The sequence below is a fragment of the Dokdonia sp. LLG6352-1 genome, assembly GCF_045055815.1.
Classification (GTDB): domain Bacteria; phylum Bacteroidota; class Bacteroidia; order Flavobacteriales; family Flavobacteriaceae; genus Dokdonia; species Dokdonia donghaensis.
On sequence record NZ_CP159329.1, the window covers coordinates 1,740,599 to 1,752,936 of the forward strand.

Genomic DNA, 12,338 nt, shown 5'->3' on the forward strand with positions numbered 1-12,338 from the left:
AGGTAACTTAAGGTGTTTTTTTATGCAATATTGCCAGCGGCAATTCTGTTATATTTGCAACAAATGATTCTCTTGAAATTTCTTCTTTACATCTTTATAGGTTTAAGTACCATTGCGACACTTGCACAAGATGTTGATATGCTAGATACCCCGGTCGTAGATTCTTTATATAGAGAAGATCAAGTGTACATAGGTATAACTTTTAACTTATTAAGTAATAAGCCTTCTAGTTTTGAGCAAAATGGTCTCAGCGCTGGTATACAAGGTGGATTTATTAGGGATTTTCCTATTAATAAAAGGCGTAATAAAGCGATAGGTATCGGTTTCGGGATGGCATTAGATACCTATAATCAAAACCTATTTATTTCTGATCAAGAAGGCACTACTTCAACTTTTGAAATAGTAGATGAGAGTGTAGAGAATGTTACAAATAGGTTTACTAGCTACACATTAGAAATGCCTATTGAGTATAGGTGGAGAACATCTACGGCTACAAAATATAGCTTTTGGCGTATACACGTAGGTATGAAACTCGGGTATATAGTTAGATTTAACACAACCTATCAAGACGATGTATTAGATATTACAAGCACAGATATACCAGAAATAAATAAGTTTCAATATGGCCCCTCTTTTTCTTTTGGGTATGGTGCGTTTAATTTTCAAGGATATTACGGTTTAAATACCCTTTTTAATGATAATGCATTACTCAATACAGAAGAGGTAGGCATTCAAGTGATCCGTCTAGGGTTAGTTTTTTACTTTTTATAATGTTACGCTTTCGCGAAAGCGTCATTTTCTATATCCAGTAACTATAGACCATAAATTGTGATACTGCACCTACAATAAACCCTACTACAAGCTCTGCTGGGGTATGTGCGCGCATATCTAATCTAGATGTTGCCGTGGCTCCACACGCAAAAATAAATGCTGCTATGAGTGGTAATAGATTTTTGCCAAAGTGTAAACTAAGACCTATTATAAAGAATAGCACACCAGAGAGAGCGATCATATGTAAACTCGCTTTAAATTTGAAGAGCGCTATTAAAAATGCACCGGTGCTAGCCGCAAGTATCCCTACAAAAAAGAAATATAGTTCGGGAATCTCATATCCATCAAAAATGAGCCTAATAAGAATAAATGTAAAGAGCATTTGTAATAAAAGAGGCCACCTGCGTTCTTTTACATTAGAGAGATGTATGCTTGTTACCAGTTGCAGATTTTTAAGCATAAAATAACTCAAAATAGGAATGACAGTAGTCATAATGACTGTGGCAAAAACTTTTGAGTATAAAAATTCAGGATTGAAATATCTAGGTGAAATATAGAAGTAAAGTAACACACCTACTAATGGCATAAAAAGTGGGTGAAAAATATACGAAAAGCTACGTATGAAAAACTTCATTAAATTTGCTTTCGAAGTCGTGCTACTGGCAGTTCTAGCTGTTCTCTATATTTGGCAACCGTTCTGCGGGCTATAGGATATCCTTTTTCTTTAAGAATGCCGGCAAGCTTGTCATCTGTGAGTGGCTTGCGCTTATCTTCCTCTTCGATAACCGTTTCAAGTATTTTTTTAATCTCACGTGTAGATACTTCTTCACCTTGATCATTAGTCATACTTTCAGAAAAGAAGTTTTTAATGAGTTTAGTTCCGTAAGGTGTGTCTACATACTTACTGTTTGCTACACGTGATACTGTAGAGACATCCATACCTATTTCTGTAGCTATATCTTTAAGAATCATAGGGCGTAGATTGCGCTCATCACCAGTCAAAAAGTATTTTTTCTGGTAGTTCATTATAGAGCTCATCGTGACAAATAAGGTCTGCTGGCGTTGTATAATGGCTTCTATAAACCACTTTGCGGCATCAAGTTTTTGTTTTATAAAAAGCACAGCATCTTTTTGTGCTTTTGTGCGCTCTTTAGACTCTTTATACCCTTTAAGCATATTACTATAATTTCTAGAGATTTTAAGCTCTGGAGCATTGCGGCCATTAAGTGATAGTTCAAGTTCTCCGTCTACAATTCTTATGGTAAAATCTGGTACTACGTGCTCTACTATTTTTGTATTGCTCGAGTAAGATCCGCCTGGTCTCGGGTTAAGGTGTTCTATCTCGTGTATGGCGTCTTTAAGTTCTTCTTCTGTGATATGGAACTTAGCCATTAACTTTTTGTAATGCTTCTTGCTAAAATGGTCAAAAGACTTCTCAAGTATTTCTATAGCCAGTGAGATAGACTTTGTAGGAGTTTTTCTGTCTAGTTGTAGTACAAGGCACTCTTGAAGATTGCGCGCTCCTACGCCCGCAGGATCAAGATCTTGTACTTTAAAAAGCATTTTCTCTATAGTCTCTTCTGTGGTGTAGATGTTTTGGGTAAATGCTAGGTCATCCATCAGATCTAATATGGGACGCCTTAAATATCCAGCTTCATCTAGTGAGCCTATAATAAACTCTGCAACGCTACGCTCCTCTGGTGAGATACGCATCGTGTTGAGTTGGGTTTTTAGGTATTGGTTAAAAGATGTTCCTGAGGCATAGGGTACTTGTTTATCCTCGTCATCTGCACTGTAATTATTTGCGCTTAGGCGATACTCTGGTATCTCATCATCACTGAGATAGTCATCTACATTAATTTCTACCTCTGGTGCTTCGTCAAAATCATCTGTGTTGTCAAACTCTTCAAAGTCATCTTGAACCTCTTCTTTACCGCTATCTAGGGCAGGGTTTTCTTCTAGCTCTTGCTTTATCTTTTGCTCAAACGCTTGCGTAGGAAGCTGGATAAGCTTCATAAGCTGTATTTGCTGTGGAGATAGCTTTTGAGAAAGTTTAAAATTGAGCTGTTGTTTTAACATATGAAACGAAGTTACAAAAAAGGAGTAGATGTAGTTGCGAAATATTTGTTAAGCAAGATACGTGCCCTTTATTGTCTATAGCAATCTAAATTTGTGTCTTATAATTATAAGCTCGTGATTGTTTTTCTAATCGCTACAAGGTTAGAAAGTAGTCGCTCTAGGTGAGCGAGATCAAGCATATTTGCCCCATCACTCTTTGCATTTGCCGGGTCAAAATGAGTTTCTATAAATAATCCGTCTACATTATTTACAATACCTGCTCTGGCAATAGTTTCTATCATATCTGGTCTTCCTCCCGTAACACCACTAGACTGGTTAGGTTGCTGTAGTGAGTGTGTCACATCTAGCACGGTAGGAGCAAATGAGCGCATCGTAGGGATTCCTCTAAAGTCTACAATCATATCTTGATAGCCAAACATTGTGCCTCTATCTGTAATCCAGGCATTTTCATTACCACTATCGTGTACCTTGCGCACAGCGTGCTGCATTGCCTCTGGTGACATAAACTGCCCTTTCTTGAGGTTTACCACTTTGCCTGTTTCTGCCGCCGCAACGACTAGCGATGTCTGGCGAACTAAAAAAGCAGGGATCTGAAGTACATCTACATACTGTGCAGCGAGTGCAGCATCAGAGCTTTCGTGAATGTCTGTTACCGTAGGAATATCAAATGCCGAAGAAACCTTTGCGAGTATCTCAAGAGCCTTCTCATCACCTATGCCCGTAAAACTGTCTATGCGACTACGGTTTGCTTTTCTAAAACTTCCTTTAAAAACGTAAGGAATAGATAGCTTATCTGTAATGGTTACCACCTTTTCGGCAATGCGCATAGCCATATCTTCTCCCTCAATAGCACAAGGGCCGCAGAGTAAGAAGAAGTTATTTGCTTCTGTGTGTTTTATTTTAGGAATGCTTGATAGTTTCATAATGTGAATTTTTATGCTTTCGCGAAAGCGTAACAAAGATACTCTATACAGCCTAGTTACTTCTATTTGTCTAAAATAGATGTCGCTTTTTTATCTGGCTTTGCGTAGGTAAATCTGTCTATTATTTGAGGAGAAGTATATCCGTCTAGCCCATTAATAGCTACGCCGTTTGCCTTTTGTAAATGCACCCAGCCATCTTCATATAAAGTCTCTTCAGGAATGGTAATATTTGTAATTGCACCTATGACGAGTATGGTGCCATTTTCTTTAATCTCGTACTCGTTTACGTACTCACACGCAAGCTGTATGTGTGCTTCTTTTACAAAAGGAGCTTTAAAATCATCACGATATGCTGCGGTAAGCCCCACGGCGTTAAACTCAGATGTGTCACTGTCATAAGCTGCAGCCGTCTGGTGTGACTGGTTTATGATATTGCTATGTATGTGATTTACGGTAAAGACTCCTGTTTCTTTTATATTGCTATACGTGTGCCTAGCTACTGTAGTAGGTCTTGTGATATAGCTCAGTAGTGGCGGGTTGCTGCCTATGTGCGTGATACTACTTATAACTGCTAGGTTTTCTGTTCCCTCTGGAGAGATGGTGCCTATAAGGTTTGCACTCTTAAAACCCGTAATGCTATTAATAAAATTTGCTCTGTACCGAGAGGGCATTGCATTAATGGCTTCTTTATTAAAATGTAGTATCTTTTTCATCATTTCAAAAATACGGAATATGTCAAAAGACCATCAAAATTACTTCTCTACTAATAAAGAAACTTGGAATAAAAAGGTAGCTATACACGCAGCGAGTGACTTTTATGATATGAAGGGATTTATGTCTGGTAAAAGTTCGCTTAACTCATATGAGCTTGATGCACTAGGTGATGTTACTGGTAAATCACTCTTGCATTTGCAGTGCCATTTTGGACAAGATACCTTGAGCTGGGCAAGGATGGGAGCCCTGTGTACGGGTGTAGATATAAGTGATGAGGCGATTACGCTTTCGCGAAAGCTAAATAAAGAACTTAATCTATCGGCAAAATTTGTGTGCTGTAATGTACTTGATACAAATAGCTACGTACACGAAAAATTTGATATTGTATTTACAAGTTATGGGGTGATAGGCTGGCTCCCAGATTTAAAACCGTGGGCGCAAGTTATCGCAGATCGTCTTGAGGTGGGAGGGGAGTTTTATATGGTAGAATTTCATCCCATAGTCTGGATGTTTGATTATACAAAAGCACAACCTGAGATGCGTTATGGTTATGCACAAGAAGAAGTGATTTATGAAGAGTACGAGGGTACATATGCGCAAGAAGATGCCCAGATGGTGAGTAAAGAATATGGCTGGAATCACGGTCTAGGGGAGGTTGTGACTGCCCTAGCAGGGGCTGGCTTACAGATACAATATATGCGAGAGCACGATGGCGCTCCATATGATGTGTTGCCAGATCTGGTAAAAAATGAAAACGGCCTCTACGTGAGTAAAGACCGTTTGTATCCTTTAATTTTTGAAATTAAAGCTGTAAAAATTTAGTGAGCATCATCCTTTAGTAACTCAGGAAACTTAGCTGCAAACCTTTGATACCTAGGCACAGATATGTTTTGAATGTACGGGTTGTTTGGATTGTTCTTTTCATAATCCTGGTGGTATGCCTCTGCAATCCAGAATTTCTGAAAAGGAAGTACTTGCGTTACAATACGGCCGTCGTATGTAGACTCATTTAATTCCGTAATGGTATTTTCTATAATTTTCTTCTCTTCTTCATTTTGGTAAAAAGCAATAGATCTGTATTGTGGTCCAGCATCTGGTCCTTGTCTATTTTTGGTCGTAGGGTCTTGTGATCCAAAAAAGACATCTAGCAATTGCTGATAGCTTATCACCTCTGGGTCGTAAATCACCTCTACAGCCTCTGCGTGTGTTGTTTTTCCGTAGCTTACTTGCTTGTAAGTTGGGTTGTCTTCTGTGCCTCCACTATAACCACTTATGGCTTCATCTACACCTTTTACACTTTCAAAAATAGCTTCTACACACCAAAAGCAGCCGCTTGCAAAGTATGCCTTGCGCATCCCGTCTTGGGTGGCAACCTCTACCGGCTCAAGCATAGCAGTGGGTTCTGCTATAGGTTTTGTGTCATAATTACAACTCAATAATGTGATAAGAGCTGTGATTGCTGCAATAATTTTCATAACGATAATTTTATTACAAAGCTATACTATAACGTGGTGCGTTATTGTTAGGGTTATGTTAATGACAGTATAGGGAGTAGGTTAAACTTGTTGCATAAAAAAAGCCTTCTGGTGAGAAGGCTTTTAAATATTATTTAAAAAGATGATTACAGCTTACTGAAAAGTGTATTCATTTTTTCAGTTTGCTCATTTGCTAGTTCGCTATCTATAAGGATACGACCAGAATGCTCATCTGTAATAATCTTCTTGCGACCTGCAATCTCTACTTGTACCTGTGGTGGTATTGTAAAATAAGATCCTCCAGAAGCTCCACGCTCTATAGGTACAATGGCAAGACCATTACGTACGCTAGATCGTATTCTCTTGTAAGCTTTTACAAGGCGCTCTTCTATGTTGTTTTCGTACTCTTCGCTTTTTGCTAGAAGTGCTTTTTCTTCTTTTTCTGTTTCAGAAAGAATAGCGTCTAGCTCACTCTTTTTGTGCTTAAGGTGTTCCTTGCGCTCGCTTAGACGTTCTTTGGTCTGAGCAATTACTTCACCTTTTTGTTCAATTTGAGCTTTAAACTCGCGTATGTTTTTTTCTGCAAGTTGAATTTCAAGTTCTTGAAACTCTACCTCTTTGCTTAATGCATTAAACTCGCGGTTGTTACGTACGTTCTTTTGCTGTTCAGAATACTTTTTGATAGCTGCTTTAGAGTCATCTATTTGTATTTTTTTAGCCTTGATAGAGTCATCTACCAGTTTTAAGTCGTTCTCCAACTTCTCGATGCGCTTGTTAAGACCAGCTACTTCATCTTCAAGGTCTTCTACTTCCAGAGGAAGTTCTCCACGTACATTGCGGATCTCGTCCACACGTGAGTCAATAAGTTGTAAATCGTAAAGCGAGCGTAGTTTCTCTTCTACTGTTGCTTCTTTCTTCTTTGCCATACGTTAAAAATAGTTGATAGGATTGGTATTTTCCTCAGATAAAATGATTGCAAAAGTACTAATTTTTTCTGTAAGATGGTCGGCAATTAAGTTTTTCGTAAAGCGTTCACTCTCATAATGTCCCACATCACATAGCAATATCTTATTTTCGGCTTGATAATAGTCGTGGTATTTTAGATCTGCAGTGATAAGTGCATCTGCTCCTTGAGCCTTTGCTGCACCTATGGCAAATGCGCCACTACCACCTAAAACAGCAATTTTCTTTATGCTGGATCCCTTTAGTGCAGAATGACGTATACCTCCCGTTTTAAATATAGTTTTTGTGTAAGAAAGAAAATCACCTTCAGGCATTGCGGTCTCAAGCTCACCTATCATACCCATTCCCACATTTTGTAGTCTGTTTTCTAGTTGTGTAATCTCATAGGCCACTTCCTCATACGGGTGATGTGTAAAAAGTGTCTTGAGGACCTTAGATTGTAAGTGCTTTTCAAACGTAATATTTATTTGAGTTTCTTCTTCTGTGTGGCGCATACCAGCCGTTCCTATAACAGGGTTAGACTTGTCATTGCCCTTAAAAGTCCCTTTCCCTTCTAGTTGAAAATTACACTCCTCATAATTACCTATGCTACCCGCACCAGTGTTAAATAAAGCTTCAGAGAGTGCTTGTGCATTTTTGTGAGGAACATATGTAGTTAGTTTTAAAATATGATTCTTTTTTGGGCTTAGTATTTTTGCATTTTCTAGTCCTAGAGCCTTGCACATTCCGTAATTCACCCCGTGTTCTACATTGTCTAGAGCCGTGTGAATTGCAAATATGGAGATGTCATTTCTTATCGCTTTTTGAACCACTCGCTGCACATAGTTGCCACCCGTTAGTTTTTTTAAACCAGAAAATATGATGGGGTGAAAACATACAATAAGATTACAATCTTTTGCAACAGCCTCATCAACCACATTTTCTAGTGCGTCGTGAGAGACTAATATATTGCTCACCTGCTGGTTATAATCACCCACAAGCAAACCTACGTTGTCAAAATCTTCGGCATAGGCTAGGGGAGCCCACTCATTTAATATATTACTTACCTCTTGTACTGTCATAATCGTAAAGATAAAAAATGATACCTTCGTTTTATGAGAAAACTACGTCTCTTATTATTTCCTTTTGCGGGAGTGTACTATGCAATTACGCTTACGCGAAATAAACTCTTTAATGCGGGTATTTTATCTTCAAAAAAGTATGACCTGCCCGTTATTTGTATAGGTAATTTAAGCGTAGGAGGTACTGGTAAATCCCCAATGACTGAGTATGTCATAAGGCTGCTGCAAGCACATAAACGTGTTGCAACGCTGAGTCGCGGTTATGGACGTACTACAAAGGGGTATAGAGATGTCTTACCTACAAGCCTAGCGACAGAGGTAGGAGATGAGCCATTACAGTTTGCTCAAAAATTTGATGCTATTCAAGTAGCCGTTTGTGAAGATAGACAGGCTGGTATCTCAAGGTTACTAGGTAAGGAAAATATACCAGAAGTCATAGTTCTAGACGATGCGTACCAGCATAGAAAGGTAACTCCAGGATTCTCTATTTTATTAACTGCCTACGGTGATTTGTATAGTAATGATTATTTATTGCCTGCAGGTAATTTGAGAGAGCCTAGATCTGGTGCAAGTAGAGCAGATGTGGTTGTGGTTACAAAGTGCCCCTCACAACTAGGTAAGGTTGAGCAAGAAAATATAATACGAGATCTAAAAACTACAGCAGGCCAAGAAGTATTTTTTACAAAAATAGCTTATGACGATTGTGTTTATGGAGCAAATGGCAATGTGCAGTTACATAGTTTAAAAGTGCATAATGTAACTCTGGTTACGGGTATTGCAAACCCTGAGCCTCTAGTAAATTACTTAACAAGCGATGGCTTGTCTTTTAATCATAAGTCATATGGTGATCATCATAATTTTTCTGCTTCAGAGATTGTTGAGTTAGAAAAACTAGGTTGTATCCTCACCACAGAAAAGGATTACGTAAGGCTACGCCCATTACTTACAATGAGACATTTATATTACTTGCCTATAAAAGTGGCATTTTTAAATAGTAGTGAAAATTTTGATAGACGCATTACTGGTTTTGTAAATGAGTATAATGTAAAGTAAATAGTTTCTGTTACGCTTTCGCGAAAGCTTAAAAAACTAGTTTAATACTTTACTGTTTCTAAGGCCGTTGTGTATTTTCTGGAAGAACTCTTCGACCTTATACGGTTTAGGTATAATATCATTAAAACCTACTGCATAAAAATCGTCAATATTTTCATCTATAGTAACAGCAGTAAGAGCTAGAATAGGAATTTCTTTATTGAACTCGCGTATTTGTTCTGTCGCCTCCATACCGCTTATGCCTGGCATATGGATGTCCATAAGGATGAGGTCGTATTTTTTTGTTCTTGCCTTTTCCACAGCAATCTCACCATTATCTGCAGTATCACAAGTCATCTTGTTTTTTTCAAGAATCTTACGAGTAATCATCTGGTTAATCTTGTTGTCTTCTACCACAAGAATATGACGATTTTCTAGTGCGACATAATCAATGTCATAAATAATATTATGAGGATTGTCTTCACCAGGTAATGCCTGCGTTAGATTGTATTTAAGGTCAAACTTGAAGGTTGTTCCTTTTCCTAGCGTACTGTCTAGAGATATTTTACTATTAAGTAAGTCTAATAGATTTTTTACAATAGATAGCCCTAACCCAGTACCCCCAAATTTTCTGTTTATTGCTACAGAACCTTGAGTGAAGTTTTGGAAAATGGTCTTTTGTTTCTTTTTTGAGATTCCTTCACCATTATCTTCTATCTCAAAATGTAATCTTATGTCTGCCTCGCCTTGCGCTATTTTTTGAACGCGTATCCACACATCACCATCTCTCGTAAACTTGATAGCATTACCTACAAGATTTATAAGTATTTGCGATATCATAAGAGGGTCTCCTAGTACCTCAAGAGGTATATCTTGATCTATTTCTAGGTGTAACTTGTTACCTTTATCTCTAGCAGACTTCCCTAATGCAAAAAGTACATCTTCAATACGCTTCTTGAGATTAAAGCTCGTTTCTTCTACCTCTACTTTGTTTGCTTCTAGTTTATTAAGGTCTAGTATATTATTTATGAGTGAGAGTAAGTACTCTCCAGAGAATTTGAGCGAGTCAAGATGCTTTTTTTGCTCGTCTGTAGGGTTTTCTGATAAAAGTAGGTGTGTGAGGCCTGTTACTGCATACATAGGTGTGCGCAGCTCGTGAGTAATGGTAGATAAGAATTGTGCTTTTACTGTAGATGCTTTTTCGGCATTATCTCTAGCAATAACAAGCTCGACATTTTTTGCCTGTAAGAGTTCATTTGCTTTTGCCCTTAAATTGTTGTTTTTATAAAGCGATAATGTAAGTAAGGCTAGAATAGAACACAGTGCAATACTAAGCACTAGTGTTAATCGCATTGCTTTTGAGTTTCGATCTTTTTCAATAAGCACATCTTTTTCAAGTTGAGTAACCATTGCATCTAGTTCCTCATTTGGTCCATTAGGCAATACTTGACTTGGAGCTCTTAAATCGGTGTCATCTTTTGATGCATAGTACATCGTAAGATAATTATTTGCTTCTTTGTAATTTCCTCTAGCTTGTGCTATGAGATGTTTTGTCTTGTATAATGTATTTGTGATGTAAGGAAGATCTTTGCCGTTTGCAAAGCCCTCTATTTCTAGCAAGGTTTCATCCGCTTCCTCTAGTCTTCCTACTGTGGCAAGGCTTACAGACTTATTAGCAAGTGATTGTGTTTTTAAGTATGCATTATTTGCTTGAGATGCGAGTGTGATACTTTGGTCATATGCTTGTATTGCATCTATATGATTGCTGCTTGATTGTAATATAGTACCTCTTAAGTTATATAGTTGTGATTTTAAATCATCACGACTGCTATCTTCAAGTATCGACAGTCCTTTTGTGATGTTGTTATTAGCTTCTCGTTGGTCTCCATCTACAAGCGAAAGCTCAGTGGCGGTAATATAACTTTGCCCTAAAAGGTCAGGACTATTTGCTTCTTTTTGTGCTTTAAGAGCTTTTTTATTTTCTCTTTTTGCACTCTCGTAGTCATTAAGTTCAAAATATAATTTTGCTAGTGTTCCTGATGTTAAGCCCACTCTTTTAGTATGACCTATATCTGTTGCAAGATCTCGAGAGTAGTTTAAAATATCTATGGCTTGCGTGTAATCACTTTCAGAAACAGCTATAACCGCTCTATTAAGAAGCGAGTCTATCTTATTATTTACAAGTGTTTCCTCAATAGTTTCCCTCTTTTGGGCAACACTTATCATAGGATAAGTAAGGAGTAGTGCAAAAAAGAAACGTACTAAGAGTACATTCACATTCATAGTTTTTATCTAAAATCTTTGTGCAAGATAAATTATTTTGTAGAAATGTATAGAATTAAGTCAACTAATCTGCTAGAATATCCCATTTCATTATCGTACCAACCTATAATTTTTACCATTTTTCCTATTACAGATGTCATTTGAGCGTCAAAAGTACACGAGCTTGTGTTGCCCACTATATCTATAGATACTATAGGGTCTTCTGTGTATGATAAGATACCATTAAGTCTACCATTTGCCGCTGTCTTCATAGCATCATTAATTTCTTTGATAGTGGTATCTCTTTTTACATTAAAAGTGATATCTGTAAGTGATCCATTAGGTACAGGTACACGTATACCACAACCACCTATTACGTCAGATAGATGTGGGAAGATACTCGTAAGTGCTTTTGCGGCTCCCGTAGTAGTAGGTACAATACTTTGTCCTGCCGCGCGAGCTCTCCTCAAATCTCTATGGGGTTGATCGTGTAAACTTTGATCTGTTGTGTAAGAGTGTATTGTAGTGATATAAGCCTGCTCTACACCGCATAAATCATCTATAATTTGCACCATAGGTGCTGCATTATTAGTAGTACAAGAAGCGTTAGAGATAATAGTATCAGTACTAGTAATTTCTGTGTGATTAACCCCCATAACGATCATAGGGATGTCTTCGTCTACCGGAGGAACGCTTAAAATAACACGAGCTGCACCAGCAGCGATGTGTTTTTGAAGCTCGTCTTTAGTTTTAAACTTACCTGTGCTTTCGATTACAAAATCTGGAGCGGTATCTCCCCAAGGAATTTCTGAAATTTCCTTTTTACAATAAAGAGGGATGTCCTTATCGTTAATTACTATGGAAGATTCTCCGGCGCTTATTTCCTTGTGCAAAACACCGTGTATGCTGTCATATTTAAGGAGGTGAGAAAGCGTCTTTGCATCTGCAATATCATTTATGGCAACAACCTCCATATCGGGATGCTGCTCTATGAGCCTAAAAACAGTTCTTCCTATACGTCCAAAACCGTTTATAGCAATTTTAAGTCTTGACATAAA

12 protein-coding genes are annotated in these 12,338 nt (G+C 37.9%); 3 read left to right on the forward strand and 9 right to left on the reverse strand.

What is annotated here, in order from left to right:
• Window positions 1-63 precede the first annotated feature (63 nt).
• Entirely contained in the window at window positions 64-771 is a 708-nt protein-coding gene (locus ABVM49_RS07775; protein WP_405201401.1) for a porin family protein, read from the forward strand.
• A 28-nt stretch (window positions 772-799) separates the two neighbouring features.
• On the opposite strand, the gene ABVM49_RS07780 is transcribed toward ABVM49_RS07775, so the two are convergent.
• The 4 genes from ABVM49_RS07780 to ABVM49_RS07795 form a co-directional block, all read right to left on the reverse strand.
• A complete protein-coding gene (locus ABVM49_RS07780) occupies window positions 800-1,405 on the reverse strand; it encodes a hypothetical protein (RefSeq protein ID WP_405201402.1) in 606 nt (201 codons plus the stop codon).
• Window positions 1,405-2,850, reverse strand: coding sequence for an RNA polymerase factor sigma-54 (rpoN, locus tag ABVM49_RS07785; protein WP_405201403.1), 1,446 nt, complete (start codon window positions 2,848-2,850; stop codon window positions 1,405-1,407). The genes ABVM49_RS07780 and rpoN overlap by 1 nt, the downstream gene beginning before the upstream one ends.
• A gap of 104 nt (window positions 2,851-2,954) precedes the next feature.
• Complete coding sequence (gene kdsA, locus ABVM49_RS07790; RefSeq protein ID WP_021778279.1) at window positions 2,955-3,773, reverse strand: 3-deoxy-8-phosphooctulonate synthase; 819 nt, start codon at window positions 3,771-3,773, stop codon at window positions 2,955-2,957.
• 62 nt (window positions 3,774-3,835) lie between these two features.
• Window positions 3,836-4,489, reverse strand: coding sequence for a flavin reductase family protein (locus ABVM49_RS07795; protein WP_405201404.1), 654 nt, complete (start codon window positions 4,487-4,489; stop codon window positions 3,836-3,838).
• 16 nt (window positions 4,490-4,505) lie between these two features.
• On the opposite strand from ABVM49_RS07795, the gene ABVM49_RS07800 reads away from it, so the two are divergent.
• Entirely contained in the window at window positions 4,506-5,309 is an 804-nt protein-coding gene (locus ABVM49_RS07800) for a class I SAM-dependent methyltransferase (protein ID WP_405201405.1), read from the forward strand.
• On the opposite strand, the gene msrA is transcribed toward ABVM49_RS07800, so the two are convergent.
• The 3 genes from msrA to ABVM49_RS07815 form a co-directional block, all read right to left on the reverse strand.
• On the reverse strand, window positions 5,306-5,962 hold the full coding sequence (msrA, locus tag ABVM49_RS07805; protein WP_405201406.1) for a peptide-methionine (S)-S-oxide reductase MsrA: 657 nt from the start codon (window positions 5,960-5,962) through the stop codon (window positions 5,306-5,308). The genes ABVM49_RS07800 and msrA overlap by 4 nt on opposite strands.
• Window positions 5,963-6,108: 146 nt before the next feature.
• Window positions 6,109-6,888 (reverse strand): zinc ribbon domain-containing protein, encoded by a 780-nt coding sequence (locus tag ABVM49_RS07810; RefSeq protein WP_021778283.1) that lies wholly within the window; start codon window positions 6,886-6,888, stop codon window positions 6,109-6,111.
• A gap of 3 nt (window positions 6,889-6,891) precedes the next feature.
• Window positions 6,892-7,986, reverse strand: a complete 1,095-nt coding sequence (locus ABVM49_RS07815; RefSeq protein ID WP_405201407.1) for a Nif3-like dinuclear metal center hexameric protein — start codon at window positions 7,984-7,986, stop codon at window positions 6,892-6,894.
• Between the two features lie 33 nt (window positions 7,987-8,019).
• On the opposite strand from ABVM49_RS07815, the gene lpxK reads away from it, so the two are divergent.
• Window positions 8,020-9,039 carry a tetraacyldisaccharide 4'-kinase gene (gene lpxK, locus ABVM49_RS07820; RefSeq protein ID WP_405201408.1) on the forward strand — a complete coding sequence of 340 codons (1,020 nt, stop codon included), beginning with the start codon at window positions 8,020-8,022 and terminating at the stop codon, window positions 9,037-9,039.
• A gap of 36 nt (window positions 9,040-9,075) precedes the next feature.
• Here the strand turns inward: lpxK and ABVM49_RS07825 are convergent, their stop codons facing one another.
• Together ABVM49_RS07825 and gap are read right to left on the reverse strand one after the other, a co-directional pair.
• Entirely contained in the window at window positions 9,076-11,295 is a 2,220-nt protein-coding gene (locus ABVM49_RS07825; RefSeq protein WP_405201409.1) for a response regulator, read from the reverse strand.
• Window positions 11,296-11,333: 38 nt separating this feature from the next.
• Complete coding sequence (gene gap, locus ABVM49_RS07830) at window positions 11,334-12,335, reverse strand: type I glyceraldehyde-3-phosphate dehydrogenase (protein WP_375252070.1); 1,002 nt, start codon at window positions 12,333-12,335, stop codon at window positions 11,334-11,336.
• Between the last annotated feature and the right edge of the window lie 3 nt (window positions 12,336-12,338).

Coding starts and splice junctions, on each gene's coding strand:
- rpoN (WP_405201403.1), bottom strand. CDS start 2,850: ATGTTAAAACAACAGCTCAATTTTAAACTTTCTCAAAAGCTATCTCCA.
- gap (WP_375252070.1), bottom strand. CDS start 12,335: ATGTCAAGACTTAAAATTGCTATAAACGGTTTTGGACGTATAGGAAGA.
- kdsA (WP_021778279.1), bottom strand. CDS start 3,773: ATGAAACTATCAAGCATTCCTAAAATAAAACACACAGAAGCAAATAAC.
- ABVM49_RS07815 (WP_405201407.1), bottom strand. CDS start 7,986: ATGACAGTACAAGAGGTAAGTAATATATTAAATGAGTGGGCTCCCCTA.
- msrA (WP_405201406.1), bottom strand. CDS start 5,962: ATGAAAATTATTGCAGCAATCACAGCTCTTATCACATTATTGAGTTGT.
- ABVM49_RS07775 (WP_405201401.1), top strand. CDS start 64: ATGATTCTCTTGAAATTTCTTCTTTACATCTTTATAGGTTTAAGTACC.
- lpxK (WP_405201408.1), top strand. CDS start 8,020: ATGAGAAAACTACGTCTCTTATTATTTCCTTTTGCGGGAGTGTACTAT.
- ABVM49_RS07810 (WP_021778283.1), bottom strand. CDS start 6,888: ATGGCAAAGAAGAAAGAAGCAACAGTAGAAGAGAAACTACGCTCGCTT.
- ABVM49_RS07795 (WP_405201404.1), bottom strand. CDS start 4,489: ATGATGAAAAAGATACTACATTTTAATAAAGAAGCCATTAATGCAATG.
- ABVM49_RS07780 (WP_405201402.1), bottom strand. CDS start 1,405: ATGAAGTTTTTCATACGTAGCTTTTCGTATATTTTTCACCCACTTTTT.
- ABVM49_RS07800 (WP_405201405.1), top strand. CDS start 4,506: ATGTCAAAAGACCATCAAAATTACTTCTCTACTAATAAAGAAACTTGG.